At 70.1% G+C, this 25755-nt stretch carries 25 protein-coding genes; 10 read left to right on the top strand and 15 right to left on the bottom strand.

What is annotated here, in order from left to right:
* The coding region (locus VGL85_RS04080; protein ID WP_331586257.1) for an electron transfer flavoprotein subunit beta/FixA family protein at positions 1-748 on the top strand (748 nt) is incomplete at its 5' end.
* Entirely contained in the window at positions 748-1692 is a 945-nt protein-coding gene (locus VGL85_RS04075) for an electron transfer flavoprotein subunit alpha/FixB family protein (RefSeq protein ID WP_331586255.1), read from the top strand. The genes VGL85_RS04080 and VGL85_RS04075, both read left to right, overlap by 1 nt.
* A 299-nt stretch (positions 1693-1991) precedes the next feature.
* Here the strand turns inward: VGL85_RS04075 and VGL85_RS04070 are convergent, their stop codons facing one another.
* Positions 1992-3341: an amidohydrolase family protein gene (locus VGL85_RS04070; protein ID WP_331586253.1), complete on the bottom strand. Its 1350-nt coding sequence runs from the start codon at positions 3339-3341 to the stop codon at positions 1992-1994.
* A 110-nt stretch (positions 3342-3451) separates the two neighbouring features.
* Between VGL85_RS04070 and VGL85_RS04065 the strand changes: the two genes are divergently transcribed.
* Together VGL85_RS04065 and VGL85_RS04060 are read left to right on the top strand one after the other, a co-directional pair.
* Entirely contained in the window at positions 3452-4384 is a 933-nt protein-coding gene (locus tag VGL85_RS04065; protein ID WP_331586251.1) for a LysR substrate-binding domain-containing protein, read from the top strand.
* Positions 4385-4574: 190 nt separating this feature from the next.
* A complete protein-coding gene (locus tag VGL85_RS04060; protein ID WP_331586249.1) occupies positions 4575-5453 on the top strand; it encodes a 3-hydroxybutyryl-CoA dehydrogenase in 879 nt (292 codons plus the stop codon).
* A gap of 378 nt (positions 5454-5831) precedes the next feature.
* Here VGL85_RS04060 and VGL85_RS04055 read toward each other — a convergent pair whose 3' ends face one another.
* The 5 genes from VGL85_RS04055 to VGL85_RS04035 form a co-directional block, all read right to left on the bottom strand.
* Entirely contained in the window at positions 5832-6770 is a 939-nt protein-coding gene (locus VGL85_RS04055) for a hypothetical protein (protein ID WP_331586247.1), read from the bottom strand.
* 103 nt (positions 6771-6873) lie between these two features.
* Complete coding sequence (locus VGL85_RS04050; RefSeq protein ID WP_331586245.1) at positions 6874-7518, bottom strand: hypothetical protein; 645 nt, start codon at positions 7516-7518, stop codon at positions 6874-6876.
* Positions 7519-7530: 12 nt separating this feature from the next.
* The gene (locus VGL85_RS04045) at positions 7531-8328 is read right to left on the bottom strand and encodes an alpha/beta hydrolase (RefSeq protein ID WP_331586243.1); all 798 of its coding nucleotides are present in this window, start codon (positions 8326-8328) and stop codon (positions 7531-7533) included.
* Between the two features lie 123 nt (positions 8329-8451).
* Complete coding sequence (locus VGL85_RS04040) at positions 8452-9135, bottom strand: hypothetical protein (protein WP_331586241.1); 684 nt, start codon at positions 9133-9135, stop codon at positions 8452-8454.
* Between the two features lie 78 nt (positions 9136-9213).
* Positions 9214-10311, bottom strand: a complete 1098-nt coding sequence (locus tag VGL85_RS04035; protein WP_331586239.1) for an aromatic ring-hydroxylating dioxygenase subunit alpha — start codon at positions 10309-10311, stop codon at positions 9214-9216.
* Between the two features lie 123 nt (positions 10312-10434).
* Between VGL85_RS04035 and VGL85_RS04030 the strand changes: the two genes are divergently transcribed.
* The gene (locus tag VGL85_RS04030; protein WP_331586237.1) at positions 10435-10824 is read left to right on the top strand and encodes a hypothetical protein; all 390 of its coding nucleotides are present in this window, start codon (positions 10435-10437) and stop codon (positions 10822-10824) included.
* Here the strand turns inward: VGL85_RS04030 and VGL85_RS04025 are convergent.
* From VGL85_RS04025 to VGL85_RS04015, 3 genes are all read right to left on the bottom strand, one after another.
* On the bottom strand, positions 10819-12435 hold the full coding sequence (locus VGL85_RS04025) for an alpha-glucosidase (RefSeq protein WP_331586235.1): 1617 nt from the start codon (positions 12433-12435) through the stop codon (positions 10819-10821). The two genes, VGL85_RS04030 and VGL85_RS04025, sit on opposite strands and share 6 nt — an antisense overlap.
* 5 nt (positions 12436-12440) lie before the next feature.
* Positions 12441-13064, bottom strand: a complete 624-nt coding sequence (locus VGL85_RS04020) for an ATP-dependent Clp protease proteolytic subunit (RefSeq protein WP_331586233.1) — start codon at positions 13062-13064, stop codon at positions 12441-12443.
* Positions 13065-13138: 74 nt separating this feature from the next.
* The gene (locus VGL85_RS04015; RefSeq protein WP_331586231.1) at positions 13139-14614 is read right to left on the bottom strand and encodes a M20 family peptidase; all 1476 of its coding nucleotides are present in this window, start codon (positions 14612-14614) and stop codon (positions 13139-13141) included.
* Between the two features lie 101 nt (positions 14615-14715).
* On the opposite strand from VGL85_RS04015, the gene VGL85_RS04010 reads away from it, so the two are divergent.
* The 3 genes from VGL85_RS04010 to VGL85_RS04000 all read left to right on the top strand — a co-directional run bounded on the left by VGL85_RS04010 (position 14716) and on the right by VGL85_RS04000 (position 18155).
* Positions 14716-15513, top strand: coding sequence for an SDR family oxidoreductase (locus tag VGL85_RS04010; protein ID WP_331586229.1), 798 nt, complete (start codon positions 14716-14718; stop codon positions 15511-15513).
* A gap of 308 nt (positions 15514-15821) precedes the next feature.
* The gene (locus VGL85_RS04005; RefSeq protein WP_331586227.1) at positions 15822-16457 is read left to right on the top strand and encodes a PEPxxWA-CTERM sorting domain-containing protein; all 636 of its coding nucleotides are present in this window, start codon (positions 15822-15824) and stop codon (positions 16455-16457) included.
* Between the two features lie 81 nt (positions 16458-16538).
* Positions 16539-18155, top strand: a complete 1617-nt coding sequence (locus VGL85_RS04000) for a gamma-glutamyltransferase (protein WP_331586225.1) — start codon at positions 16539-16541, stop codon at positions 18153-18155.
* Positions 18156-18183: 28 nt separating this feature from the next.
* On the opposite strand, the gene VGL85_RS03995 is transcribed toward VGL85_RS04000, so the two are convergent.
* From VGL85_RS03995 to VGL85_RS03985, 3 genes are all read right to left on the bottom strand, one after another.
* A complete protein-coding gene (locus VGL85_RS03995) occupies positions 18184-19029 on the bottom strand; it encodes a hypothetical protein (protein ID WP_331586223.1) in 846 nt (281 codons plus the stop codon).
* Positions 19030-19105: 76 nt separating this feature from the next.
* Positions 19106-19777 (bottom strand): O-methyltransferase, encoded by a 672-nt coding sequence (locus VGL85_RS03990; protein WP_331586221.1) that lies wholly within the window; start codon positions 19775-19777, stop codon positions 19106-19108.
* Positions 19778-19801: 24 nt separating this feature from the next.
* The gene (locus VGL85_RS03985; RefSeq protein ID WP_331586219.1) at positions 19802-20968 is read right to left on the bottom strand and encodes an aminotransferase; all 1167 of its coding nucleotides are present in this window, start codon (positions 20966-20968) and stop codon (positions 19802-19804) included.
* 59 nt (positions 20969-21027) lie between these two features.
* Between VGL85_RS03985 and VGL85_RS03980 the strand changes: the two genes are divergently transcribed.
* Positions 21028-21480 carry a GNAT family N-acetyltransferase gene (locus tag VGL85_RS03980; RefSeq protein WP_331586261.1) on the top strand — a complete coding sequence of 151 codons (453 nt, stop codon included), beginning with the start codon at positions 21028-21030 and terminating at the stop codon, positions 21478-21480.
* A gap of 1 nt (position 21481) precedes the next feature.
* On the opposite strand, the gene trhA is transcribed toward VGL85_RS03980, so the two are convergent.
* The 3 genes from trhA to VGL85_RS03965 all read right to left on the bottom strand — a co-directional run bounded on the left by trhA (position 21482) and on the right by VGL85_RS03965 (position 24926).
* Positions 21482-22162: a PAQR family membrane homeostasis protein TrhA gene (trhA, locus tag VGL85_RS03975; protein ID WP_331586217.1), complete on the bottom strand. Its 681-nt coding sequence runs from the start codon at positions 22160-22162 to the stop codon at positions 21482-21484.
* 82 nt (positions 22163-22244) lie between these two features.
* Positions 22245-24077 carry a translational GTPase TypA gene (gene typA, locus VGL85_RS03970; protein ID WP_331586215.1) on the bottom strand — a complete coding sequence of 611 codons (1833 nt, stop codon included), beginning with the start codon at positions 24075-24077 and terminating at the stop codon, positions 22245-22247.
* A 444-nt stretch (positions 24078-24521) separates the two neighbouring features.
* Positions 24522-24926 (bottom strand): DUF2147 domain-containing protein, encoded by a 405-nt coding sequence (locus VGL85_RS03965; protein ID WP_331586213.1) that lies wholly within the window; start codon positions 24924-24926, stop codon positions 24522-24524.
* A 129-nt stretch (positions 24927-25055) separates the two neighbouring features.
* Between VGL85_RS03965 and VGL85_RS03960 the strand changes: the two genes are divergently transcribed.
* Positions 25056-25730: a TetR/AcrR family transcriptional regulator gene (locus VGL85_RS03960; protein WP_331586211.1), complete on the top strand. Its 675-nt coding sequence runs from the start codon at positions 25056-25058 to the stop codon at positions 25728-25730.
* Positions 25731-25755 lie beyond the last annotated feature (25 nt).

Here is a 25755-nt window from a genome sequence, read left to right as displayed (position 1 = left end):
GAAGGTGTTGGTCCCGGTCAAGCGGGTGATCGACTACAACGTCAAGGCCCGGGTGAAGCCCGACCAGACGGGCGTCGACCTCGCCAATGTGAAGATGTCGATGAACCCCTTCTGCGAGATCGCGGTCGAAGAGGCCGTGCGGCTGAAGGAAAAGGGCGTGGCCACGGAAGTGGTGGCGGTCTCCATCGGTCCGCAACAGGCGCAGGAGACCTTGCGCACGGCGCTGGCCATGGGCGCCGACCGCGCCATCCTGGTGCAGACCGGCGAGGACCTGGAGCCGCTGGCCGTCGCCAAGGTGCTGGCCGCCATCGTCGGCAAGGAAAGCCCGGACCTGGTGGTCATGGGCAAGCAGGCGATCGACGGCGACAACAACGCCACCGGCCAGATGCTGGCCACCCTGCTCGACTGGCCGCAGGCGACCTTCGCCTCGGCCGTCGAGGTCTCGGGCAAGAAGGCCAAGGTGACCCGCGAGGTCGACGGCGGCCTGCAGACCCTGGAGGTGGACCTGCCGGCGGTGGTCACCGCCGACCTGCGCTTGAACGAGCCGCGCTACGCCAGCCTGCCGAACATCATGAAGGCCAAGAAGAAGGAGCTCGCCGTCGAAGAACTCGCCAGCCTCGGCGTCGACACCGCGCCGCGGCTGAAGGTGGTCAAGGTGACCGAGCCGCCCAAGCGCACCGCCGGCGTCAAGGTGGAGACCGCCGCCGACCTCGTCTCCAAGCTCAAGACCGAAGCGGGGGTGCTCTGATGGCCGTTCTCGTCATCGCCGACCACGACAACGCGTCGTTGAAGGACAACACCGAAAAGACCGTCACCGCCGCCCTGAAACTCTCGAGCGACGTGGACCTGCTGGTCGCCGGCAAGGGCTGCAAGGCCGTGGCCGACGCCGCGGCCAAGATCACCGGCGTGCGCAAGGTGCTGCTGGCCGAGAGCGCCGAGCTGGGCCAGGGCCTGGCCGAGGCCATGGAAGCCCTCGTCGTGCCGCTGATGGCGAACTACGACGCGGTGCTGACGCCGGCCACCAGCCAGGGCAAGAACTTCTCACCCCGCATCGCCGCCAAGCTCGCCGTGGCGCAGATCTCCGAGATCGTCGACGTGGTCGACGGCTCGACCTTCGTGCGGCCGATCTATGCCGGCAACGCGCTGGAGACCATCCAGTCGGCCGACGCAAAGAAGGTGATCACGGTCCGCGCCACCTCGTTCAAGGCCGCCGCCGACGGCGGTTCGGCCAAGGTCGAGACCATCGCCGCGCCCGCCGCCCCGGCCAAGGTCCGCTTCGTCGACCAGAAGCTGGTGAAATCGGCCCGCCCGGAACTCACCGGCGCCAAGATCGTGGTCTCCGGCGGCCGCGCCATGGGCTCGGCCGAGGAGTTCCAGAAGGTGATCGAGCCGCTGGCCGACAAGCTGGGCGCTGCGGTAGGGGCCAGTCGGGCCGCCGTGGACGCCGGCTATGCGCCCAACGACTATCAGGTCGGCCAGACCGGCAAGGTGGTCGCGCCTGAGCTCTACATCGCCATCGGCATCTCCGGCGCCATCCAGCATCTGGCCGGCATGAAGGATTCCAAGGTGATCGTGGCGATCAACAAGGACGCCGACGCGCCGATCTTCCAGGTCGCCGACTATGGCCTGGTCGCCGACTACAAGACCGCCGTGCCGGAGCTGATGAGCGCGCTTACCGCCGCCGGCAAGTAGCGTCCGATCCGGACAGGAGACGAGGGGCGGCTGCCGCGCGGGGCCGCCCTTTTTGGTTCAGGCCCCCTTCGCTGAGGCTCTCGGGCATCGCCTGGCCGGCGGCAGTGGGCGTCGCGAATGGCAGCAACCCCAGGCCCAGAACGGCCTGGGCGCCGGCGCCCTGTAGGACGCCGCGGCTGGCGGCTTGATGGCCACAAGCGCGGAAGCCGCCGCCGCAGCGCCGGTCAGAAACATTGAAGCGACCGCCAAGATAAGTCCCGGGTTCCGCATTCCAGCTCCGATCCTGGTTGGTGGGAGGCTCAAGGCCTCGTCAGGTCGTTGCGGATGACTTCGCCGCCCTTCATGACGAAGCGCACGTGCTCCAGCTGGCCGACGTCGGCCATCGGGTCGCCGGCCACCGCGACCAGATCGGCGAACTTTCCGGGCTCCACGGCGCCCACCTTGTCCTGCCAGCCCAGCATGGCCGCAGCGTTGGTGGTGACCGCGCGCAGGATGTCGGCAGGCGGCATGCCGACGTCTCGCAGGGTCGTGAAGATAGTGGCCGTCGCCTCGCCGCGGGTCTTGCCCGGCCAGTTCCAGCACATGTCGGAGCCCACGGCGAAGGGCGCGCCGGAGGCCAGCGCCCGCTTGACCAGCGCCGTCATCCGCTCGCGGTTACGCGCCTTGCTGGTGGCGAGCGCGGCGCGCTGGGCGGGATCGTCGGTCGGATGGATCGCGGTCCAGAGGTCGCCGGCGAAGGCCGGGGTGATGTCGAGGTAGATGCCCTTGTCGCGCATCGTCTTCAGCTGGGCGTCGGTGACGTCGTTGCCGTGCTCGACGCTGTCGACGCCGGCGTCGATCGCCGTCTGGATGTCGCCAACGCTGGTGGCGTGGACGGCGACCTTCATCTGGTGGCGGTGAGCCTCGTCGACCAGCGCCGCCATCTCGGCCGGGGTCACATCGTCGCCCATGGTCATCTTGATCACGTCGACGTTGTAGAAGGCGTTCTTCAGCACCGCCTGGCGCGCGCCCTCCGGCCCTTCGGCCTGCAGCAGCTCCTCGTTCAGGATCGCGTCGGCCAGGGCGGGGTTGAGGTCCTGCAGGTAGTTGCCGCGCTGGGTGATCTTGCGCCCGGCGGCCAGGATGCGTGGGCCCGGCAAGCGCCCGGCGTTGATCGCATCGCGCAGCGCCGCGTCGCCGTCCACGCCGGAGTGGCCGAGGTTGCGCACGGTGGTGAAGCCGCTCTCCAGGTCCTCCCGGGCCATCTGGGCGCCCATCAGGATGCGCTTGCCGGGGGACTCGACGATGGCCAGGAGCAGGCCGGGCCCGAAGTCGCCGTTGCGGCGCCGGGCGGTCTCGATCGGGCGCGGCGGGACGATGTCGATCAGCAGGTGGGTGTGGCTGTCGATCAGGCCGGGCAGCAGGGTGGCCGAGCCCAGGTCGATGATCTTGGCGTCCTTCGGCGCTTCCGCCTGGATCCGGGCGGGCGCCCCGACCGCCTTGATCTTGCCGGCCTCGATCAGCACTGCGGCCGGAGCGGTGACCGCACCGGTCTTCGGGTCGATCAGCCGGGCGGCCTTGACCACCGACGGGCCGGGCGCAGGCGCGGCTGTCGCCACACCGGCCATGACGAGCCACGCCGCCGCCAACACAAGACCCAACCCACGCATCACCGACCCCGCAAAGCCCTGGACAAGGCCGCTGGGTAGCCCGCGCCCCGGCTGGGACGCGAACGATAGTGTTTGCCGCTGGTTATGAGCATCGCTAATGGCTTTGCCCCATGCGGCTGCCGTCTCTCTTCGCCCTGCGCGCGCTCGAGGCCGCGGTCCGCCATGGCGGCTACAGCGCCGCCGCGCGCGAGCTTTCGGTGACCCAGGGTGCGGTGAGCCAGCAGATCCGCAAGCTGGAGGCCGAGCTTGGCGCCAGTCTCTTCCATCGCCGCGGCAACGAGATGGTCCCGACGCCCGAGGCCGCGCGCCTCGCCGGCGAGATCGCCACCGCGGTGGCCGGGCTGCAGGGCGCGGTCGAGGGCTTCGCCGCCGCGGCGGAGCGCGAGCCCCTGGTGCTGAGCGTCGACGGCCGGTTCGCGGCCCGCTGGCTGGCGCCCAAGCTGCCGCGCCTGCTGGCCCATCCGGCGGGCGCGAACCTGGACATCCGCGTCGAGGATCGCGTCGCCAACTTCACCGCCGACGGCATCGACCTGGGCGTCCGCTTCGGCCGCGGCGACTGGCCGCTGCTGGCCGCCGAACGCCTGACCACCGATCGGTTCTATGTGGTCTGCACCCCGCAGTTCGCGGCCGAGCACCGGATTGCGACGGCCCGCGACCTGCTGGAGGCGCCGCTGATCCATTCCGCCGACCGGCCCTGGTCGATGCTGTTCGATCGCCTGCAATTGCCGACGCCGCCGGTGAACGGTCCGGTGTCCAATGACTCGCTCCTGGTGCTGGAGGCCGTCGCCCGCGGGGTCGGCGCGGCGATCGTGCGCAGCAGCATGGTGGACGACGACCTGGCCAGCGGCCGCCTGATGCGCCCGAACTCCGACAGCCTGCCGCTGCCGCTCGACTATGTGCGCCCCGGCCAGCTGGTCCGCCCGGTCGCCGACCCGGAGACGCTGCCCGCGCCCTATGGCTACTTCGCCGTCTGGCGCCCGGACAACCGCAAGCAGCGCCGCATCCGGCTGCTGTGCGACTGGCTCACGGCGGCCGGTAAATAATTCCAAGGCTCAACCGCAAGTGGGTCCGATAGCGGGCCGTCGACGCACGCCGCAGCCTTTACGTTTCAAGAACCCCCATGATCCACGCTGCGCCGCAGCAAAAGCTTGCGGCAGCACGGCGCCGCCGTGCTAGAAACCTGTCGTGCAATTTTCGCCGTTTCGTCACGGCTGTATCTCGAGGCGTTGCTGAATGGTTCAGATCAAGTCGGTCGGCGTCATTGGCGCGGGGCAGATGGGCACGGGCATCGCCCATGTGGTGGCCCTGGGCGGCTACGACGTGCTGCTGCACGACGTCAGCGCGGAGCGGCTGGACGCCGGCCTGGGCCTGATCGAGAAGAACATGTCGCGCCAGGTTGTGCGCGGGATCATCAAGCAGGACGCGATGGACGCGGCCCTGAAGCTGATCAAGCCGGCGGGCGAGTTGCAGGCCATCGGCCAGACCGACCTGGCCATCGAGGCGGCCACCGAGGACGAAGAGACCAAGAAGACCATCTTCAAGGCGCTGGGCCCGCACCTGTCGGACACCACGCTTCTGGCCTCCAACACCTCCTCGATCTCGATCACCCGCCTGGCCGCGGCCACCGACCGGCCGGACCGGTTCATCGGCCTGCACTTCATGAACCCGGCGCCGCTGATGAAGCTGGTGGAGATCATCCGCGGCATCGCCACCGGGCCGGACACCTACGAGACCGCCGTGAACTTCGCCCAGAGCCTGGGCAAGACCACCGCCAACGCCGAGGACTTCCCGGCCTTCATCGTCAACCGCGTGCTGGTGCCGATGATCAACGAGGCGATCTACACCCTGTACGAAGGCGTCGGCACTGTCGAAGCCATCGACACGGCCATGAAGCTGGGCGCCAACCATCCGATGGGCCCGCTGGAGCTGGGCGACTTCATCGGCCTGGATACGGTGCTGTCGATCATGAACGTGCTCTACGAGGGCCTGGCGGACTCCAAGTACCGCCCGTGCCCGCTCCTGGTGAAATATGTCGAGGCCGGCTGGCTAGGCCGCAAGGCCGGGCGCGGCTTCTACGACTACCGCGGGGACGTGCCGGTTCCGACGCGATAGGCCCCCTACGCTCGTCCAACCTCCATCTGTCATCCCGGAATGACGCGCAGCGGCATATCCGGGACCCATGAGCACGTGGCGCTGGGAATGCTCACGGCGGCGACGCCGAGCGTTTTCCGGCTGCGCGGAGTCGATGGGTCCCGGTCTTCGCCAGAGGCGAAACCGGGATGACACCTTGAGATTGTTGGCCGACATCCTCCGGAAGGCCCGCATCCACCGTGAGATTTAAGGCGGCGAGCGTCCTGGGAGGGCGTTTTCACCACCCCGCTCATTCCCGCGAAGGCGGGAATCCATGTGGCGTCTGGAGGCTCCCTTCAGATTGAATCCCTGACTCGGTTTGGATCCCCGTCTCCGCAGGGATGAGGGGTCTTGGGTTTCCTATTTCCCCGCAGCCGCAGCCTTCTCCGCTTCCTCATGCCGGGCGCCGGAGAGGATGTTGGCCAGCGAATAGTTGCCCTCGTGACAGGCGTGTTCGCGCATCGGCTTGTCCGTCCGGTACCAGGAGAATTCGGCAGTCCAGGGCCGCGTATAGGTCTTCGGGTCGATCACCGTGAACTTGTAGAGCAGCTCACGGTTAGAGACCGCGGTGAAGCGTTCGATCACGGTCGCCTCGCCAGAGACGATGAAGGTCGGCGCCAGCCGGTAGTTGTCGGCCTCGGGCTGGCCCACCGTCTCCACCACCAGGGTCTTGCCCTCCCAGTGGCCGATGGAGTCGCCCAGCAGGCCCCACAGCACCTTCGGCCGGTGCTTGTCGGTGAGCGGGACGATACGCAGGTCGTCGCCGTACTCGGTATGGATCACCACCGCGCCGGGCGCGCGCAGGATCTGCAGGCCCTGCTCGAAGGCGAAGCTCGAGAGCGGCGGCTGGCCCTCGCCCACCAGGCAACGCTCGCCGTTGTAGCGGTCTTCCGGGTTGTCGGACTTTTCGGGCGGCGCCGGCGCGTCCAGGTCCTTCCTGGCCTGGGCCGTGTAGGGCAGCTTGCCGTCGGCGGGGTCGATAAGAAGGCGTGTGCGTCGCTGCCCCTTCACGATCGGCAGGCCGTCGATGCGGGTCATATCGTCAGGCACCTCGGGATCGAGCAGTTTGGCGAACTCGTCGGAAAGGGCCTTCGCCTCCGCGGCGCCGATCGCCTTGGCCTCAGCGCCCGAGACCACCAGTTGCGGCGTGCCCTTCGGCGCTTCCATGACGAGGACGAAGTTGGAGACCCAGGTCCCCTCGATGGAGGCCCTGGCCTGCGGTGGCGCGGCGCGTGCGGCTATCGCGCCCGACAGCCAAACGGCGCAAAGCGCCGCGCTCGCGGCAGATCTCCCCCTCATGACGCCCTCGATGTCATCGAAGGTGCGAGGGTAGGCGCAAACGCGCCGCGCAAGGACTGACCAATTTTGTCCGTCCATACGATCCTGCGGGAATGGGCAGGAACTAGTCGCCCGGCGCCCAGCGCTCCAGCCACTTCAGCCGGGCCTCGAAGGCCTCCAAGCGGCGCTCCGCCTCAGCGGCCTGGCGCAGGATCGGCAGGCCGGCCGCGATGGCCGAGCGCACCTCGGCGGCGGTGGCGGGGCGGCGCTCGGCGTACCAGTCGACCCGGGCCGGCTCCTCCAGCCTGAAGAGCACGCCGCCGTTCGCCTGGAACGGCGTGGCGCCACGGCCCTTGGTGACCCAGATGGCCGTGGCGGCGGATGGCGTCTTGCTGACATTGGCCTGGACGGCGTAGCCGGCCGCCGGGCCGTGCTGCGTGCTGGGCTTCGCCGCCGCCGAGCTGAGATGGGGGCAACTCGCCACGGAAAAGGCCGCGCAGTCGCAGTGCGACGGCGGCTCCGGCGTCGCGCCCTCGATCACCGACATCGGCCCGACCACCCAGCCGCGCCACGCGCCCAGCCGCTCGCCGCAGACCCAGCAGCGCTCGTCGCGCCAGGCGAGGCCCAGCTTCTCCGCGTCCACCACCGGGAACTGCGGGGTCCCGTCGCGCCAGGAGACGAACCACGGCACGGGGAAGCCGCGCACATCGGCCGGCAGCCGGGCGATCCGCGCCGGGGCGTCGGGGAAGCGGGTCGGCGCTGGGCTCAAGCGAACGGCGCCCTATTCGAACGGCGGGAAGTCGTCTTCGTCCATCACCCCGTCCAGGAAGTCGAAGACCGCTGCCTTGGTGAGCGCGTGGGGGATGGCCGAGAAGTGGTCGCAGCCGGGGATCACCTTGCCATGGCCGTGCGGGAAGATCGCCGCCAGCGCCTCCGGGTCGCCCGCGCCCGCATCGCCCGCGCCGGCCACCACCAGCACCGGCATCGGCAGGGTGGCCAGGGCGTCGTGGTCGAAGGGCATGTTGCGGGTCTGGGTCATGGCCGCCAGCGCCTTCCGGTCCTCGCCCTGCTCGTCGGCGAACTGGCGGAACGAGCGCAGCATGGGCTCGGTGATGGTGGCCGGATCGTCGGCCAGCATGGCCTGCGCCATCTTCTCCGATGAGCCTTCCTCGCGCGGCTCCAGGAACTTGCCCCCGATCCCGCCCAGGACCAGGTGGTCAATGCGGCCGGGCTGGGCCACGGCCAGCTCCAGCGCCGTGCGTGTGCCCATGGAGTAGCCGAAGACGTCGGCGCGCTCGACGCCCAGGGCGTCCATCAGGTTCAGCACGTCGGCGGCCAGCCGCTCGCGCTCATAGGCGTGCAGGTCATGGGGCTTTCCGCTCTCGCCATGGCCGCGCTGGTCCAGCGCGATCACCCGATAGCCCCGCCGCTCGAAGGCCGTGTACCAGCCGGTGCGCTTCCAGCCTTCGTTGCGGTTCGAGGCGAAGCCGTGGATCAGGACGATCGTCCCCTGGGCCGGACCGGCGGGAGCGATGTCGTCATAGGCGATGGTGACGCCGTCGGAGGTGAAGCTGGCCATGTCGCCACCCTAGAGCAGGATGGGGCCAGGCGGAATCGCCTACCGCTGAATCGTGCTCGAGACGTCAAGAGTCTGAACCCGCAGGGGTTCGGCGCGCCGCAAATCCAAAAGGGGAGCGCGAAATCAGCGTGGCGGCTGCCCGTTGAGGACGTCGGGTTCGTCCGAGGGCCCGCACTGGTGCAGGACTTTGCAGCGCATGCCGGGAAAGTCGTTCGAGCTGGCCTGGCCGTGCGGGCCGTAGCGGTCGCCATAGGCCTTGAACGCATCCTTGGTCCTCACCTCGCCGGCCACGTCGGGCCGATTGGGCAGCCGCGGGAACGCGGGCAGGCCGCCGCCGGCGAAGACCGGGCAGGGCGGGGCGATGCGGTTGGAATGCTCGTCGGCCGGTTTGCAGTCGCCGGGCCCGGGCGGCAGGCGGCGCGAGTAGAGCGGGCGCTTGGCCTCCTCCTCATAGTATTTGTGCAGGTCGCGCCGGGGCCCGGCGCGCTCCAGCAGCTCCTGGTCGGTGAGCTGGCGCGGATCGAGCGGCTTTGGCGTCGCGGCGAGGGCCGGCGCGGAGGGTGATGCCGGGCGCGACAGGATCGGCGGCGCAGGGGTCGCGGCGGCGGCGGGCGCGGAATTGGACGTCACCGACGGCGGCGTCGGCTTCGGGCGCTCGGGCCGCTCCGGCCGCAACAGCTCCACCTGGATCGCCGGCGGCTCGGCCCATTGCACGAACGGGTGCGTCGCCAGGTAGGCGGTGAACAGCAGGGCGTGCGCGGCCAGGGACGCGGCGATGACCGCCGCCGAACGACGCCGAATGCGCAAGCCTCAATCCCCCGATCGAGGCCCTCCCCAAGACCGTCCCACGGTCACGCTCGGAAACCAGGGTGTTCGAACTATGGCTCAGCTGCGCCAGCGAAGTGTTGCGGGCTCGACGGGGTTGGCGAACGCCCGGCCCTCCCGGCGGCTCGCGGCCCATTCGCGCTTCAGCTGCTGGTACCACTTGGCCTGGCGGTCGGCGTCGTCGATCCACAGCAGCGAAGGGTCGTACTTCAGGCCCTGGTTCTGCAGGTTCACCATGTCGCCGTCCTGGCGCAGGAAGGCGCGCGCGCCGGCCGCGATGAACGGCCGCAGGAAGACGAAGGCCGGGTGGTCGGACCAGACGATCTGGGTGATCCGCGTGGTCGTCTCGTTCACCGGCGTCAGGCAGGTGAGGCTCAGCACCTGGCGGGCGCCCACGGTGACGTGCTCCCAGCGCAGGCCCGGGATGCGGAAGGTGATCTCGGTCAGCGGCTCGCCGCCCAGGATGGCGTAGGCGCGGGAATTCTTCGACGGCTCGTGGCGCACCATGGCGAAGCCCGCCTCGCGCGGCTCGAACCGCTTGGCCTTCTCGTGCTGGCTGGCCCTGGAGCGCCACCACCACTGCTGGTGGACGTAGGGGCCGTGCGCCGGGTCCATCAGGCCCACCACCGCGTGGTCGATGTGGGCGGCGAACTCCATGCGGTCGACGATCTTGGGCCCGCCGCCGACCACGCCCTCGAACACCGGCGGCGGCTCGGTGGGCTCGCCCAGGCCGCGGGCGTCGCCGGCGATCCAGACGAAGACCAGGCCCTGGCTCTCGGCCACCGGATAGCGCCGCACGCGGATGCGGGCGACGTCCATCGCCTGGTCGGCCACCAGCGAGGGGATGGCCGCGCAGGCGCCGTCCTTGCCGAACCGCCAGCCGTGGTAGGGGCATTCCACCGTCGTGGAACCCCCGGGCTCCTGATGGAAACGCCCGGCCGAAAGCGGCGCGGCGCGATGCGGGCAGATGTCGCGCAGCGCGAAGAGCTCGCCCTTGGGGGAGCGGCCGAGCAGCACCGGCTCGCCCAGGAGTTCGTAGCGGGTCATCTTCCCGCGCGGCAGGTCCTTGGCCAGCGCGGCGAAGTACCAGATGTCGGTCAGGAACCCCTGGCCGAACCTGGTCTCGCTGCGCGCCGCCCTGGTGTCGCCCTCGGCCATGGTCCGGTTCTAAGGCGGGTCGCGCCCGCGCGCCACTTTGGCGAAGGTCAAATCGGCCTCGCCGCGAATTCATTCCGCGCCGGCCCACGGCGGCGCTAGGCTGCGCCAGCCAGGGAGACCGCCATGTTCCGCATCCTGCTCTGCGCCCTGTCGCTGTCGCTGCTCGCCGCACCCATCGCCAGGGCGCAGGACGAGGCGGCCACGCTTGGCGACTTCTTCACCGGCACGCTGGAGATCGACGTCCCGGCCGGCGACTGGAGCGCCAAGCGCTATCTCGCGCCGGACCATACCTATCGCGAGGTGGGGTCCGATGGGACGGTGCGCGGGACCTGGGCGGTGCGCGACGGCAAGGTCTGCACCACCGCCCAGCGGCCGGTGCAAAGCGAAGACCGCGCCGCGACCTATTGCAACGCCATCCTGGGCAAGCACGCGGGCGACATGTGGCGCGACGCGGACCCGGTGACCGGCAACGCCGTGCTGTTCAAACTGACCGCCGGGCGCGACCGCTCATAGCCGCAGGAACACCGCGGCATAGGGCGAAAGGCCGATGGAGCCGCCGCGCAGGTCGGCGTCGCCGGCCCGCAGGTCCAGCAGGGTCGCGCCGGAAAGCGCCGCCGCCTCCACGAACCGCGGCGCCCCGCTCAGGTTGAACAGGCAGAGGATCGCCTCGCCCTCGCCGCGCCGGACGAAGCCCAGCACCGGGTCCGGCAGGTCGAGGATCTCGAGGTCGCCGGCCGTCAGGGCCTGCGAGCCGCGGCGGAAGTCGATCATCGCCCGGGCGAAGCGGAGCGCCGATTCCGGATCGGCCTCCTGCGCCTCGACGGTCAGGCCGGCGTGCTCGGCGGCGGCCGGCAGCCAGGGCGTCCCGGTGGAAAAACCGAGGTTCGCCCCCATCGTCCACGGCATCGGCGTGCGGCAGCCGTCACGGCCGCCGGCGTAGGGCCAGTAGAGGTCGCCCACCGGGTCGCGCAGCTGGTCACGCCGCAACGACGCCTGCGGCAGGCCGAGCTCCTCGCCCTGGTAGATCAGGGTCGTGCCCTTGAGCGCGAGCAGCAGGGCGAACATCAGCTTGGCCACTTCCGGCCCTGCGTCCTCGCCGCCGAACCGGCTCACCGTGCGCGGCACGTCGTGATTGGAGAAGCTGATGGTCGGCCAGTGGCCCGGGAAGCGGTCCAGGGTGGCGTAGTGGTCCTTGAAGACCTGCGGATCCATCTTCCGCGCCAGCAGCAGGACGAAGGTGTAGGCCGAGTGCAGGCCGTCCTGCGGCGTGAGGTAGGCGCCGCAGCGTTCCTCCTCCTCGGAGACCTCGCCGAAGACGAACTTGTCGCCCCCATCTTTCCCGTCGTGCGCTTCCACGCGCCGGCGGACCAGGTCCAGCAGCGGCTTGTTCTCCGGCAGGTTGGAATCGAACAGGTGCTTCTGCAGGTTGCCGGCGTGGCTCCAGTCGTGGCGGGTGCGCTCGGCCATCGGCACGGGCGGGTTGGGCGTCAGGCCTGGGTCGTGCAGGAAGGCCCCGGCCACATCCAGGCGGAAGCCGTCGACGCCTTGGGCGAGCCAGTGGTCCAGCACCGAAAGCGCCGCCTCGCGCGCCTGGGGATTGCGCCAGTTCAGCTTCGGCTGCTGGCGCAGGAACTTGTGGTGGTAGTGCTGGCGGCGCGCCGGCTGGTAGGCCCAGGCCGGGCCGCCGAACACCGACAGCCAGTTGTTGGGCGCGGTCCCGTCCTCCTGCGGGTCGGCCCAGACGTACCAGTCCGCCTTCGGCCCATCCTTGCCGCCGGTCAGGCTTTCCACGAACCAGGGGTGTTCGTCGGAGGTGTGGGCCAGCACCTCGTCCAGCACCACCTTCAGGCCGCGGGCGTGGGCGGCGCTCAGCAGGCGGGCGAGGTCGTCGGGCGTCCCATAGTCGCCCTGCACGCCCTGGTAGTCGGCGACGTCATAACCCCAGTCGCGGTTGGGCGAGGGATGGATCGGCGACAGCCAGACCCCGTCGACGCCCAAGGCCGCGATATAGTCCAGCTTGGCCTCGACGCCCGGCAGGTCGCCCTGGCCGTCGCCGTTCGAGTCGAAGAAGCTGCGGACATAGACGTGGTAGAGGACCGCGCCCTGCCACCACGGCCTCCCCACCGGGACTAGACCTCAGACGTGTCGTTGATGATCCGCGAGACCAGGCCATAGGCCTTGGCCTCCTCGGCGTTCATCCAGAAGTTCCGCTGGGTGTCCTTGAGGATCTTCTCGAGCGGCTGGCCGGTCTCCGCCGAGATCATCCGGTTCACCCGGTCGCGCATCTTGATGATCTGCTCGGCCTCGATCTGGATGTCGCTGGCCTGGCCGCGCATGCCGCCCGCCGGCTGGTGCAGCAGGAAGCGGGTGTTGGGCAGGCAGAGGCGGTTTTCCTTCTTGGCGCCCAGGAAGATGTGCGCGCCGGCGCTGGCCACCCAGCCGGTGCCGATCGCCTTCACCTCGACGCCGCAGAAGCGGATCATGTCGTGGATGGTGTCGCCGCTCTCCACGTGACCGCCCGGCGAATTGATGATGATCCGGATCGGCTTGTCGTTCTCGGCGGCGTAGGCGGTGATCTGGGCGGTGACCCGCTCGGCCAGGCGCATGTCGATCTCGCCGAACACCAGCACGGTGCGCGACTTGAACAGCGCGTTCTGCACCGGGCCGGAGGTCAGCGGCATGTCGGGCTGGCGGCCCTTGTCCTCTTCGTCGCCGTCTTCGTCGTCGAGGTAGTTCCGGTAGATGTCGCGCATAGGGTCCTCAGAGGGGAAACGCTCAGGCGGAACGTGCGTCGCCGCAGCCCCGACTGCAAGGGTTGGCCGGTCTTTTATCCCGCCGCTGTGGCGATCAGGCGCGCGTAGAAGCGCACGCACTGTTCCAGGTTCGCGAGCGTCAGGTGCTCGTTTGTACCGTGGATCATTTCAATGTCGTTGAGACCGAAGGCCATGGGCTGGAAGCGGTAGACGTCGGCGGCCACGCCGGCCATGTAGCGGCTGTCGGTGCCGGCGGTGACCAGGCTGGGGGCGACCGGCGCGCCGGTGACCTGGCCGGCCACCGCGGCCAGCACCTTCCAGCCGCCCGAGCGCGTCGAGGAGACCGGCGAGGGCTCCGACGGCGGGTCCACCCAGGAGAGCGCCACCGGCAGGCCGCGCACCGCCGCCTTGGCCCGCGCCATCACCGTGGCGGAGCTGTCGCCGGGTTCGATCCGGTAGTTGATCCAGGCCGCGGCCTCCTGCGGCAGGACGTTCTCCTTGGGGCTTCCCTGCAGCATGGTGGGCGCGATTGTGGTGTGCAGCAGGGCCGCGCCGGAGGGCGTGGCGCCCATCTGCTTCACCAGCATCGGCTTGAACAGCCAGGGGTTGGCCACCGCCATCCGGACCGCGAACGGCGCCTTCAGCGCCACGGCCTGCAGCATCGCCGCGCCGGGGCCGCGGAAGTCCATGGGGAAGCCGTGGCTCGAGATCGCCTCCACGGCCTTCGACAGGGTCACAACCCCGCCGCCGTCGCTGGGCGGCGCCGAGGAGTGGCCGCCCTCGGCCCTGGCGGTGACCTTCAGCGTCGCATAGCCCTTCTCGGCCGTGCCGATCATCGACAGCTTGCCGTGGGTGATCGGATTGTCGGTGATCTCGGCCAGGCCCTCGTCGAGCACGAACTCGGCCTTGATCCCGCGCGACTTCAGCAGGGCGGCGGCGGCGCGTGCGCCGGTCCCGTGGGTCTCCTCGTCCTCGCCGGAGACGATGATGATCGTGCGCTTCGGCCTGAAACCCTGCTTGGCCAGGCTCTCGGCGCCTTCGAACAGGGTGATCAGCGAGCCCTTGTCGTCGACCGAGCCGCGGCCCCAGACCGCGCCGTCGGCCACCGCGCCGGCGAAGGGCGGATGCTTCCACTCGGCCTCGGTGCCCGGCGTCACCGGCACCACGTCCTGATGGGCCATCAGCACGATGGGGGCGAGCGAGGGGTCGGAGCCCTTCCACGTGTAGACCAGGGTGTTCTTGCCGACGATCTCGCGGGTCATGGCCGCGTGCGCCGCCGGATAGGTCGCGACCAGGAAGTCGTGCAGCCTGGCCCATTCCGCCGGCTGGTCGTCCTTCAGGTCCTGGTGGCTCACGGTCTGGATCTGCACCGCCTGCGACAGGTGCTGGGCGGCCGACGCCACGTCGATCTCGCCGGCCGGGACCACGCGGATGTCGGCGGTCGAGACCTCCCCGGGCAGCCGGTAGGTGAGGGTGCGCACCAGCGCGATGGCGATCACCGCGATCACGCCCAGGAAGACAATCAGCGCGATCCGGCTCAGCACACGCATTCGGCCCCACCTCGAAACTTCAGCCAGCTTACCTTGACGCACAGGTGGCCCACATCGCAAATGGCCGGCAAATCAAACGCGCGTTTAAGGGAGCGCTTAAGATGAGCGACGTGATGGAAAAACCCAACGCCCTCACCGGCAAGCTGTTCGACCTGACGGGCAAGGTGGCGGTGATCACCGGCTCCTCGCGCGGCATCGGCAAGGCCATCGCCGAGCAGATGGCGGCCCACGGCGCCAAGGTGGTGATCTCCTCGCGCAAGGCCGGCCCCTGCGAGGAGGTCGCCGCGGCGATCAACGCCCGCAGCGCCGGCCACGCCATCGCGATCCCGGCCAACATCTCGTCGAAGGACGACCTGCAGCGGCTGATGGACGAGACCCGCAAGGCGTTCGGCCAGATCGACATCCTGGTCTGCAACGCCGCGTCCAACCCCTACTACGGCAGCCAGCTCGACATTTCCGACGACGCCTTCGGCAAGATCCTCACCAACAACATCGTGGCCAACAACTGGATGATCCAGATGGTCACGCCGGAGATGCGCGCGCGCAAGGACGGGGCGATCATCATCGTCTCCTCCATCGGCGGCCTGCGCGGAAGCGAGGTGATCGGCGCCTACTGCATCTCCAAGGCCGCCGATATGCAGCTCGCCCGCAACCTCGCCAAGGAGCTGGGGCCGTCGAACATCCGGGTGAACTGCGTCGCGCCGGGCCTGGTGAAGACCGACTTCGCCAAGGCGCTCTGGGACACCCCGGCCGGCGAGGAGCGCGCCAGCTCCGGCACCCCGCTGCGCCGCCTGGGCGAGCCCGACGACATCGCCGGCGCCGCGGTCTACCTGGCCAGCCGCGCCGGGGCCTGGACCACGGGCCAGACCATCGTGGTGGACGGCGGGACGGTGTGCTGAGGACGGGCAGGTCTTCTTGGGTGTCATCCCGGTTTCGCGTCAGCGAAGACCGGGACCCAGGGATACCGTGTCTCCCGAAGAGGTGACACATCACTACCGCGATCCATCCTGCGGCGCGGCGTCTGGGGGGCCCGGACAAGCGCTGCGCGCTTTCCGGGATGACATTCGATGGGCCTTGTTCCTTTCCCGCCCGCCAGTCGCTCCGAATACCCCTCACGGGCGAATCTGGTCTTAGGACTTTCGTCCAATAGCGGCGGCGCGACGCGCGCCCTACCCTCAGGTCAGCTTGATCCTGGGAGGGATGGGAAATGCGCTGCAAGATCCGTTGGACGATGCTCGCCGCGATCGCGGGCGCCTGCGCCGCATCGCTGTCTGCCGGGGCGGCGTTGGCCGCGCCGGTGATCCAGAACGGCGACTTCGAAACCGGCGACCTGACCGGCTGGACGGCGTCCGGCGTGGTCGGGGCGGACCCCGAGGGCGTCTACGCCGGCCCCAGTTGCTGCGGCTTCACGACCAGCCATCCGGACAACGAGGTGGCGGTGTTCGGCGGCGGCGTCGGAAGCGGCGACGAGGTGCTGAGCCAGGATTTCGCCACCGAGCTCGGCGTCACCTACACCATCAACTACGACTTCGCCTTCATTGGCGGCGGCGCGCTGAACTTCCTGGACGTCTCGGCCGGCGGGGTCACCCACAACTTCCAGGGCGCTGGCTCCACGGACATCGACACCTCCTACATGCACGACGTGCTGAGCTTCGTCGGCGATGGGAATGTCGCGACGGTTTCCTTCGAAGTGTTCGACGGCCCGGCCGACAGCACCGACACCATCCTCGACAACGTCCGCGTCTCGGTGCCGGAGCCGGCGACCTGGGCGCTGATGATCACGGGCTTCGGCCTGGCCGGGGTGGCGCTGCGGCGGCGCAGGGGCGCGCTCGTCCGCGCCTGAGCCGTCGGCGCCCTGTCAACGCCCTTGACCTGGACCTAAGGTCCAGGTTGCAGAGTGCCTGATGACCCGGAGGGCGTGGCGATGCGAGGGCGGTGGATCGGCGTGGCGCTGGCCCTGACCGGCACGGCGGCGCCGGCGGCGGACCTGTCACCGGCGCGGTGGCCGGCGGCGGAGCGCGCCCGGCTGGAGCAGATGGAGCAGCGGTTCTTCCCGGCCGCGACGCGCACCCTGCAGGGGCGGACGCAGATGGTGTCGGCGACGCTGTCGCCCTTCGCCGTGCACGCCGGGATGGAGGCGCTGGACCAGGGCGGGACGGCGGCCGACGCGGCCGTCACCGTGGCCCTGACCCAGGTCGCCACCGACCTCGGCGCGGTGGTGTCCTATGCGGGCGTCGCCGAGCTGGTCTACTACGAGGCCAAGACCCGGCGGACCTATGTGCTCGAGGCGAACTGGGGAACCTATGCCGACGAGCGCGCGCCGCTGACCATCCCGGCGGAGGACCTGAGCGAGGTCACCGGCGGACCCTCGACGGCGTCGGCGGGCCCGCAGGGGCGCAAGACGCTGGTCCCCGGGTTCATGGCCGGCATGGCGGCGGCGCACGCCCGGTTCGGGCGCCTGCCCTGGGCGAACCTCTTCCAGCCGGCGATCTGGTGCGCCGAGAACGGGGTGACGGTCTCGCCCCTGCTGGGCGCCTATTTCGGCATGACCGGCGGCCAGCTGGCGCGCACGGAGGAAGGCCGCCGCTTCCTCGGCCAGTCCGGCCGCAGCCTGCCCCGGGCCGGCGACCGCTTCGTGCAGCCGCAGCTCGCGGCCCTGCTACACGCGGTCGCCGACAAGGGCGCGGACGAGATGTATCGCGGCGCCTGGGCCCGGCAGTACGTCGACATCGTGCGGCGCGAGGGCGGCGCGGTGACCCTGGAAGATCTCGCCGCCTACCGGCCGGTCTGGGAAACCCCGGATTCCGTGGCCTTCGGCGACGCGGCGGTGATGGGCCCCAGCCGGGCGGCGCGCGGCCCGGCGGCGATCTATGCCGCCCTGGCGAGCCTCGATCGCGACAAGGCGACCGGGCCCTATTGGACCGATCCCGACACCTTCGCCGCCTACGCTCGCGCATTGCAGCCGGCGGCGACCCAGGCGGGCCACCACAGCGACGCGGTGGTGGTCGTCGACCGCTGGGGCAATGTCGCGGCGCTGGTGCATACGATCAACGCGACCATGTGGGGCGAGACCGGCATCGTGGTCGGCGGCGTGCCGATCTCCGGCGCGGGCGGCCTCTACAAGCCGATGATGGCCGGGCTCGCGCCCCGGGCCCATGTGCCGTCCGACATGGCGCCGGTCCTGGCGCTGCGCGGCGGAAAGCCCGTGCTGGCCGTGGCCAGCGTCGGCAGCTCGCTGGCGCAGGAGACCACCCGGATGACCGCCGGCCTGCTGGGCGGCGGCGAACCGCAGGCTTGGGCCGCCGCGCCGCCCCTGCTGCTGGCCCTGAGCGCGGCGGAGCGGGACGCCATCGGGGTTCCGGCCGGCGCCTATGACGCGGCGTTCCGCGCGGCGCTGGCGGCGCGGGGCGTGAGGCTGCGCGAGGAGCCCATGCAGCGCGCCCTGGCCCTGCGCGGCACGGTCGCCTTCGCGGTCCGCGCGGCCGACGGCTGGCGCACCGCCGAGGTTCCGACGACCACGGTGTTCGCCGACTCGCGCTGAGGCCCCGATCTCCCGCGAAGGGAGACGGCTAGTGAACCGGCGCCAGCCACATCCGGCCGTGCGCCACGTCGAAGGTGACCACCCAGCGCCGCAGCACCGGCGCGCCGATATTGCCGTCGAGGATCAGGTCGGCGACGTGGCTCGTCGCCTTCAGCGGCACGCCGCCCGCCAGCTTGCCGTCGAAGGGCTGGGCGCCCTTCTTATCCGGATCGAGGCCGAACAGGGCGGCCACGTGCTTGCCCACGATCACCGCCCCGTCGCTGCCGCTGTCGATGGTGAACCAGACGCGGCCCGACGGCGTGTCCAGCCCGGCCATCACCGACGGGGCGTAGCCCTCGGCTTCCCAGACCACCTGCACCGGGACCTCGGTCGCGTGGGCGATGCGGGCCTTCAGGCTGGCGGGCGTCTCGACGATCAGCCGGCGGCCGGAGATGTCCAGGGTGACGGGCCGCTTGCCGAACGCGTCCAGGCCCACCGAGCCCAAGAGCGGCGGCGCGTCCTTGGGCAGGAACTTGGAGAAGTCGACCACCAGGGTGGTGGCGGGCGCGAGCCTGGCGCCGGCCGCGGTGATCGCGATCCCGTCGCAGCGCGGCGCGTCGATGCGGTCGCCGCGCATGCGGAAGCCGGTCAGCCGGCCCCAGGGCCGGCAGCGCGCCGCCTCGGCCGCCGGCGGGGTGATGACGGTGATCCCGCCGCCGGTGTCGAACTGGAACAGGCCCTGGACGCCGCCGATGCGCCCGCGAAAGGCCAGGTGGTCGTTGTCGACATAGGGCTCCAGCGGGATCACCGCCGCCGGTCGGGCGACAGGTCTGGCGGCAGGTTTGGCGGCCGCCGGCGCCGCGATCAACGCCAGGGCCGCGGCGAGGATGAACAAGCGTCGCTTCTGCATGGCCCGACCCTAGCGCAGGCCCGGCGGCCGTTCGTTTCGATTTGCGTCGAACGGTCTGCGTTCAGCTTTTGACGATCATCTCCAGCCCACCCTCGAACGGCAGGGTCATGGCGCTGAGGCCGTTGGCCGGGTCTTCGACGTAGTCCAGGAACTTCGCATAGGCGTGGCGCACGCGCGTGGTGTTGTCGGCGACGATCACCGCGCCCGGCCGCAGGTGCGGGCCGATCAGCTCGATGGCCGGCCGGGCCATCTCGGTCCAGATGTCCATCAGCACGAAGTCCACCGGCCCTTCGATCGTCTTCAGGGTCTGGCGCAGGTCGCCCTCGCGCAGGTCGATGAGGTCGGCCAGGCCGGCTTCGGCGAAATTGGCCCGGGCGATGGCCGCCTTGGCCGGCTCGTGCTCCGTGCCGATCACCACGCCGCCGCCGTTCGCGCGCACCGCGTCGGCCAGGTAGAGGGTCGAGACGCCGTGCGAGGTGCCGACTTCGACCACGCGGGCAGCCCGCAGCGCGCGGCAGATCAGGTGGCAGAACGCCGCCTTGGGCGGCTCCAGCGCCACCAGCTTGTCGGCCATGTAGCGGTGGGAGGTCTCGTCGAACCCGTCCCAGGAGAGCTCGCCCCGCTTGCCGCGCTCGGCGAACCAGGCGCCGGTCTCGGCCTCCTGGGCCTGGCTCTGCGCCTGCAACCGGTCGGCCAGGGCCTGCAGCTTGGGATCGGTGAGCACGCCGGTCATGGTCTGGTCTCCTGTGGAGCGGGTTCAGCCCGCCCGGACGATGTCGCGCGCCCGGGCCAGCCGCTCGATTCCGGCGTCCAGGGTCGCGTCGCGCTTGGCCAGGCACAGGCGCACGATGTGGGTCACCGGCTCTTCCTCGTAGAGCGCCGAGATGGGAATGGCCGCCACGCCGGCCTCCTTCACCGCGCGCAGGCAGAAATCGCGGTCGCCGAGCGCGATCCCCGAGGCGGTCAGGTCGAGGTTGAGGAAATAGGTCCCCTGGGCCGAGAGCACCGCGAAGCCCTCGCGCTTCAGGCCGGCCCCCAGCCGGTCGCGGGAGCGCTCCAGGTCGCGCGGCATGGCCTCGAACCAGTCGCCGGGATTGTCCAGGCCGAAGGCCACGGCGGCCTGCAGGTTGGGCGGCGTCGTGAAGGTCAGGAACTGGTGGGCGCGGGCCAGCGCATGGGTGAGCGGCGGCGCGGCGCAGAGGAAGCCCACCTTCCAGCCGGTCAGGCCGAACATCTTGCCGGCCGAGCCGATCTTCACCGTCCGCTCGCGCATGCCGGGCAGCGCGATCAGCGGCCGATGGCATGCGTTGCCGAACACCACCTGCTCCCAGACCTCGTCGCAGATGGCGATCAGGTCGTGGGCCACGCAGACCTCGGCCAGAAACGCCAGGTCCTCGTCCGACAGCACGGTCCCGGCGGGATTGTTCGGGTTGTTGAGCACCAGGTATCGGGTCTTCGGCCCGATCGCCGCCTCCAGCATGGCGCGGTCGAAGCGCCAGTGCGGCGGCCTGAGCGTGACCAGCCTGGCGGTCCCGCCGGCGCGGCGGATCAGCGGCAGGTAGGCGTCGTAGAGCGGCTGGAAGACGACCACCTCGTCGCCGGGCTCGATCAGGCCCAGGAAGGCCGCCGCCAGCGCCTCGGTGGCGCCGGAGGTGATGGTGACCTCGCTCATCGGGTCCAGGTCCAGGCCCTGACAGCGGGCGTAGTGGCCGGCCACCGCGGCGCGCAGCTCCGGCAGGCCGGTCATGGGCGGATACTGGTTGTAGCCGTTCAGCACCGCGTCGGCGGCCTTGGCGCGGATCGCCTCCGGCCCCGGGTCGTCGGGGAAGCCCTGACCCAGGTTTACCGCGCCCAGCGTGCGGGCCAGCCCCGACATCTCCTCGAAGACGGTCATCGGCAGGCTTGAGAAGATCGGATTGGCCATTAGATCATCAGCTTGGGGGGCGACTTCGCCTTCATGACCGGCGGGAGGCGGATGTGTCCATGGAGATCGTCGAGTTCGAGCCGGGGCACGCCGCCGCCTTCCACGACCTGAACGTCGCCTGGATCGCCAAATACTTCGTGCTGGAGGCCAAGGACCGCGAGGTGCTGGAGGACCCGCAGGGCAAGATCATCGCCAAGGGCGGGCGCATCTTCATGGCCCTGCAGGACGGCCGCGCGGTGGGCTGCGCGGCCCTGCTGAAGATGCCCGACGGCGGCTATGAGGTCGCCAAGATGACGGTGTCGGAAGACCTGCGCGGATCAGGCCTCGGGCGCCGCCTGATGCAGCGCTGCATCGACGCCGGCGCCGAGCTCGGCGCGCCCCGGCTCTACCTGGAGACCAACTCCAGCCTCGGCCCGGCGCTCGGCCTCTACCGCGCCATGGGCTTCTGCGACCTGGCGCCGGCGGAGACGGCCTACGTCCGCGCCGACGTCTTCATGGAGCGGCGCTACTAGCTCAGCGGGTCGCCAGCACCACGCCCAGCAGCACCGCGGTCCAGTGGGCGGCGGCGGCGGCGACCACGTGGCCATGCCAGATGGCGCGGGCGAACTTCAGGCGCTTGTTCACATAGAAGATCACGCCGGTCGAATAGAGCACCCCGCCGATCAGCAGCAGCAGCAGGGCGTACCAGGCCACGCTGGCGATCATCGGCTTCAGCGCCACGATCACCAGCCAGCCGAGCGCCAGGTAGAGCGCCAGGGAAAGCTTGCGGTCCACCTTGGGCAGCGCCAGCTTCATCACCACGCCCAGGCCCGCGATCGTCCAGACCGCGATGGTCATGCCCCAGGCCCAGGCGCCGGTCAGGTTGTGGATGGTGAAGGGGGTGTAGGAGCCGGCGATCATCAGGAAGATGCCGGCGTGGTCGAGGTTGCGCAGCGTCGGGCGATAGCGCGCCTTGGCGAAGTTGTAGGCGGTGGAGAAGGCCAGCATGGCCAGCAGACCTGCCCCGTAGATCGAGACGCCGACCACCGCGCTGATCGAGCCGGCGCGCACCGCCAGCAGCAGCAGGATGATCCCGCCCACCAGGGCCAGAGTCAGGCCCACGATGTGCACCACCAGGTCGGCGCACTTGGCCGCCGAGGTCGGATAGTGCCGGGGCGGCTTGGTCGGCAGGGCGGGAAGCTGGGAAAGGGTCATCTCGGTGGTGCTCCGGTCCGCCTATCGGTCTCACTCCGGCGGCGCGGCGTCCAGTTACGGCTTGGACAGCTTGAACCTTGGCCTAGTCTTCCTTCACCCGCTTCTTGCGGAAGCTGGGGTTCAGCACCTTCTTGCGCAGGCGGATGGACTTGGGGGTCACCTCCACCAGCTCGTCCTCCTCGATGTAGGCGATGGCCTGCTCGAGGGTCGGCCGCCTGGGCGGGGTCAGGCGCACCGCCTCGTCCTTGCCCGAGGCGCGCACGTTGGTCAGCTGCTTGGCCTTCATCGGGTTGACGTCCAGGTCGTCGGACCGGGAATTCTCGCCGATGATCATGCCCTGGTAGGTCTTCTCGCCGGCGCCGACGAACATGAAGCCGCGCTCTTCGAGGTTCCACAGCGCATAGGCCGCCGTCTCGCCGTCGGAGTTGGAGACCAGCACACCCTTTCGCCCGGCGTCGATGGGCCCCTTGTAGGGCTCGTAGTGGCTGAACACCCGGTTCAGCACGCCGGAGCCGCGGGTGTCGGTCAGGAACTCGCCCTGGTAGCCGATCAGCGAGCGCGAGGGGCTCATCAGGCTGATGCGGGTCTTGCCCGCGCCCGACGGGCCCATGTCCTTCAGCTCGGCCTTCCGGGCCGACAGCTTCTCGATGACGATGCCGGTGAACTCCTCGTCCACGTCGATCATCACGTCCTCGATGGGCTCCAGCCGCTCGCCGGTGTCCGGGTCGGCCTGGAACACCACCCGCGGGCGGCTGATGGACAGTTCGAAGCCCTCGCGGCGCATGCTCTCGATCAGCACGCCGAGCTGCAACTCGCCGCGGCCCGCCACCTCATAGGCGTCCTTCTCCGACGTCTCGGCGACGCGGATGGCGACGTTGGCCTCCGCCTCCTTCAGCAGGCGCGCGGCGATCACCCGGCTCTGCACCTTGTCGCCCTCGCGCCCGGCCAGCGGACTGTCGTTGACGCTGACGGTCATCGAGATGGTCGGCGGGTCGATGGGCTGGGCCGGCAGGGCCTCGGTGACCTCCATGGCGCACAGCGTGTCGGCCACGGTCGCCTTCGACAGGCCGGCGATGGCGACGATGTCGCCGGCTTCGGCCTCCTCGATCGGCTGGCGCTTCAGGCCGCGGAAGGCCAGCACCTTGGTGATCCGGCCGCGCTCGATCTCCTTGCCGTCGATGTGCAGGGCGTGGATCGACAGGCCGGGCGTGGCCTTGCCGCTCTCGATGCGCCCGGTCAGCAGGCGGCCCAGGAAGGGGTCGTTCTCGATCAGCACCGAGAGCATCTGGAAGGGCTCGTCCTTGCGCGCGATCGCCTTGGGCTCCGGCACGTGGCTGACGATCAGGTCGAACAGCGGGGCCAGCGTCTGCGACGGCTGGGCCAGGTCCATGGTCGCCCAGCCATTTTTGCCCGAGGCGTAGATGTGCGGGAAGTCGAGCTGCTCGTTGGTGGCGCCCATGGCGTCGAACAGGTCGAAGGCGTCGTTCAGCACCCGGTCCGGGTCGGCGTGGGCGCGGTCCACCTTGTTCAGGCAGACGATGGGCCGCAGGCCCATCTTCAGCGCCTTGCCCAGCACGAACTTGGTCTGCGGCATGACGCCTTCCTCGGCGTCCACCAAGAGCACGCAGCCGTCCACCATGCCCAGGATCCGCTCCACCTCGCCGCCGAAGTCGGCGTGGCCGGGGGTGTCGATGATGTTGATCCGCGTCTCGCCCGCCGCCCCGTGCCACAGCACGCTGGTGCACTTGGCCAGGATGGTGATGCCGCGCTCGCGCTCCTGGTCGTTGGAATCCATGGCGCGCTCGGCGTGCGCCTCGTTGGCGCGGAACACCCCGGACTGGGCGAGCAGCTGGTCCACGAGCGTCGTCTTGCCGTGGTCGACGTGGGCGATGATGGCGATGTTGCGCAGGGACATGGGAATCGAGACGTCTTTTCGGGAGCTTGCGGGCGGGCAGGGCCGCGCGCTTTTAGGCGAGAGCGCGCCTGGCCGCCAGCCTTGAGTTACGACGAATGGCGCCGCTGTTGTGCGCTGCAACCTAAATGGGGTTTACGCGGCGTCGCGCAAGGCTCGGAAAAATCTCGCTTTTCACATGTCAGCACAATGAAAACGCAGGTTTTTTGTCGCAGACGCTTGCGTCGTTGTGCATTGCACCGTAGATTGTGCAGATGAGGCGTCGCTGACGCCTCTGCCCTTCCTGGGCGTTTCCTCCCTATGAACTGCCGCGCCTTCGGGCGCGGCTTTTTTTTGGCCCAATGCGCGTGGAGTGCGGACGGGACGGAAGTCGGCACGGGTGGAGCGCGGCGCCGGAAACTGGCGGCCTCGCCCCGCTCCCGCTCCCGCTCCCGCCCTCGCCGTCGGCTAGGAGGCCGTCCGCGTCCAGGTCAGGGTCTTGCCGAAGACCGGCAGCACCACATAGGGGCGCACGCTCATCGTGGCGCCCATCGGCTCGACCAGACAATCATAGGTCTTGCCCCGCTCGCGATCGAAGAGCTTGCCCTTCCACTTCCCGGCGCCTGCGGGATGGAGCGCGGTGATGATCTTCATCCCGATCTGGGCGGGGGCCGCGGCGCTGGCGCCCGCGCCGGCCATCGACCGGTTCGCCATCACCCGCGCGACCGAGCCGCACATCGCCGGGCCGCAGGGCGCGAAGACGATTTCGACATTGCCGGTCGGCGGGACCCAGCGGCCGTCCAGTCCGTCGGCGGCTCCGGCGGCGCCGGCAAGGGTCAAAGCCAGTCCTGTTCCCACGATGAGGCTCCTCACGGTCTTCTCCCTGCGATGGCGTCGCGCCACGAAACGTGAGCAGTGCTTACGTTCAAGGCGGACCCCTCGTCAAGAGGACTCGCCGACGGGGGCGTTTACTCGCGCGGCGCTGTCGGCTCAAAGAGAGGGATGGCCAAGCCGACAGCCCCCACAGACCCGCCGCCTGAACGGCGGTCGAGCTATCCCTACGGCGCCGTGCGCGAGGCCATGGTGGAGGCTGCCGTCGCCCTGATCCAGGAACGCGGCCCAGGGCGGGTGACCGTGCGTGAGGCGGCCCGACGCGCCGGCGTCTCCTCGGGCGCGCCCTTTCGGCATTTCCCGACCCGGGCTGCGCTGATGACGGCGGCGGCGGAAGAGGCCATGCGCCGGTTCAGGGCGGAAATCGATGCGGCGATGGCCGGCAGCGACAGCGGCGATCCGCTCGTCCGGCTGGGCGCGCTCGCCCGAGCCTACCTGCGCTGGGCGGTGCGCCATCCCACCTTCTTTGAAATCCTCGGGGACCGGCGGTTGTTGGACCTGAGCGCCTCCAAGACCCTTGAGCGGGATCTGGCGGAGGCGCAGGCCCTGGTCGTGGACCTCCTCGCCGCCGCCAGCGCTCAGGGACTCCTGCGGTCGGACGACCTCTTCAACACCACGCTCAACGCCCGCACCATGATCTACGGCCTGGCGCGCATGTACGTGGATCGCCAGCTCGGGGACTTCGGCATCGAGGACGCCGCGGCGGAAGCCGCGATGGCGGCGGCCGTGCGCCATTTCCTGCGGACGCTGGCCGTCGAACCGGACAGGCACGCGTTCGAGGCCTGACGCCGCCGGTCGGGGCGGCGTGCGG

The sequence above is a fragment of the Phenylobacterium sp. genome (genome assembly GCF_036501465.1).
In the GTDB taxonomy this organism is placed as follows: Bacteria; Pseudomonadota; Alphaproteobacteria; order Caulobacterales; family Caulobacteraceae; genus Phenylobacterium.
This window is presented reverse-complemented; position numbering and strand designations above follow the sequence as displayed.

What these genes read in the sequence shown, in the direction of transcription:
- VGL85_RS04075 (WP_331586255.1), top strand. Translation starts at nt 748, where the DNA reads ATGGCCGTTCTCGTCATCGCCGACCACGACAACGCGTCGTTGAAGGAC.
- VGL85_RS04070 (WP_331586253.1), bottom strand. Translation starts at nt 3,341, where the DNA reads ATGCGTGGGTTGGGTCTTGTGTTGGCGGCGGCGTGGCTCGTCATGGCC.
- VGL85_RS04065 (WP_331586251.1), top strand. Translation starts at nt 3,452, where the DNA reads ATGCGGCTGCCGTCTCTCTTCGCCCTGCGCGCGCTCGAGGCCGCGGTC.
- VGL85_RS04060 (WP_331586249.1), top strand. Translation starts at nt 4,575, where the DNA reads ATGGTTCAGATCAAGTCGGTCGGCGTCATTGGCGCGGGGCAGATGGGC.
- VGL85_RS04055 (WP_331586247.1), bottom strand. Translation starts at nt 6,770, where the DNA reads ATGAGGGGGAGATCTGCCGCGAGCGCGGCGCTTTGCGCCGTTTGGCTG.
- VGL85_RS04045 (WP_331586243.1), bottom strand. Translation starts at nt 8,328, where the DNA reads ATGGCCAGCTTCACCTCCGACGGCGTCACCATCGCCTATGACGACATC.
- VGL85_RS04035 (WP_331586239.1), bottom strand. Translation starts at nt 10,311, where the DNA reads ATGGCCGAGGGCGACACCAGGGCGGCGCGCAGCGAGACCAGGTTCGGC.
- VGL85_RS04030 (WP_331586237.1), top strand. Translation starts at nt 10,435, where the DNA reads ATGTTCCGCATCCTGCTCTGCGCCCTGTCGCTGTCGCTGCTCGCCGCA.
- VGL85_RS04020 (WP_331586233.1), bottom strand. Translation starts at nt 13,064, where the DNA reads ATGCGCGACATCTACCGGAACTACCTCGACGACGAAGACGGCGACGAA.
- VGL85_RS04015 (WP_331586231.1), bottom strand. Translation starts at nt 14,614, where the DNA reads ATGCGTGTGCTGAGCCGGATCGCGCTGATTGTCTTCCTGGGCGTGATC.
- VGL85_RS04010 (WP_331586229.1), top strand. Translation starts at nt 14,716, where the DNA reads ATGAGCGACGTGATGGAAAAACCCAACGCCCTCACCGGCAAGCTGTTC.
- VGL85_RS04005 (WP_331586227.1), top strand. Translation starts at nt 15,822, where the DNA reads ATGCGCTGCAAGATCCGTTGGACGATGCTCGCCGCGATCGCGGGCGCC.
- VGL85_RS04000 (WP_331586225.1), top strand. Translation starts at nt 16,539, where the DNA reads ATGCGAGGGCGGTGGATCGGCGTGGCGCTGGCCCTGACCGGCACGGCG.
- VGL85_RS03990 (WP_331586221.1), bottom strand. Translation starts at nt 19,777, where the DNA reads ATGACCGGCGTGCTCACCGATCCCAAGCTGCAGGCCCTGGCCGACCGG.
- VGL85_RS03985 (WP_331586219.1), bottom strand. Translation starts at nt 20,968, where the DNA reads ATGGCCAATCCGATCTTCTCAAGCCTGCCGATGACCGTCTTCGAGGAG.
- VGL85_RS03980 (WP_331586261.1), top strand. Translation starts at nt 21,028, where the DNA reads ATGGAGATCGTCGAGTTCGAGCCGGGGCACGCCGCCGCCTTCCACGAC.
- trhA (WP_331586217.1), bottom strand. Translation starts at nt 22,162, where the DNA reads ATGACCCTTTCCCAGCTTCCCGCCCTGCCGACCAAGCCGCCCCGGCAC.
- typA (WP_331586215.1), bottom strand. Translation starts at nt 24,077, where the DNA reads ATGTCCCTGCGCAACATCGCCATCATCGCCCACGTCGACCACGGCAAG.
- VGL85_RS03960 (WP_331586211.1), top strand. Translation starts at nt 25,056, where the DNA reads ATGGCCAAGCCGACAGCCCCCACAGACCCGCCGCCTGAACGGCGGTCG.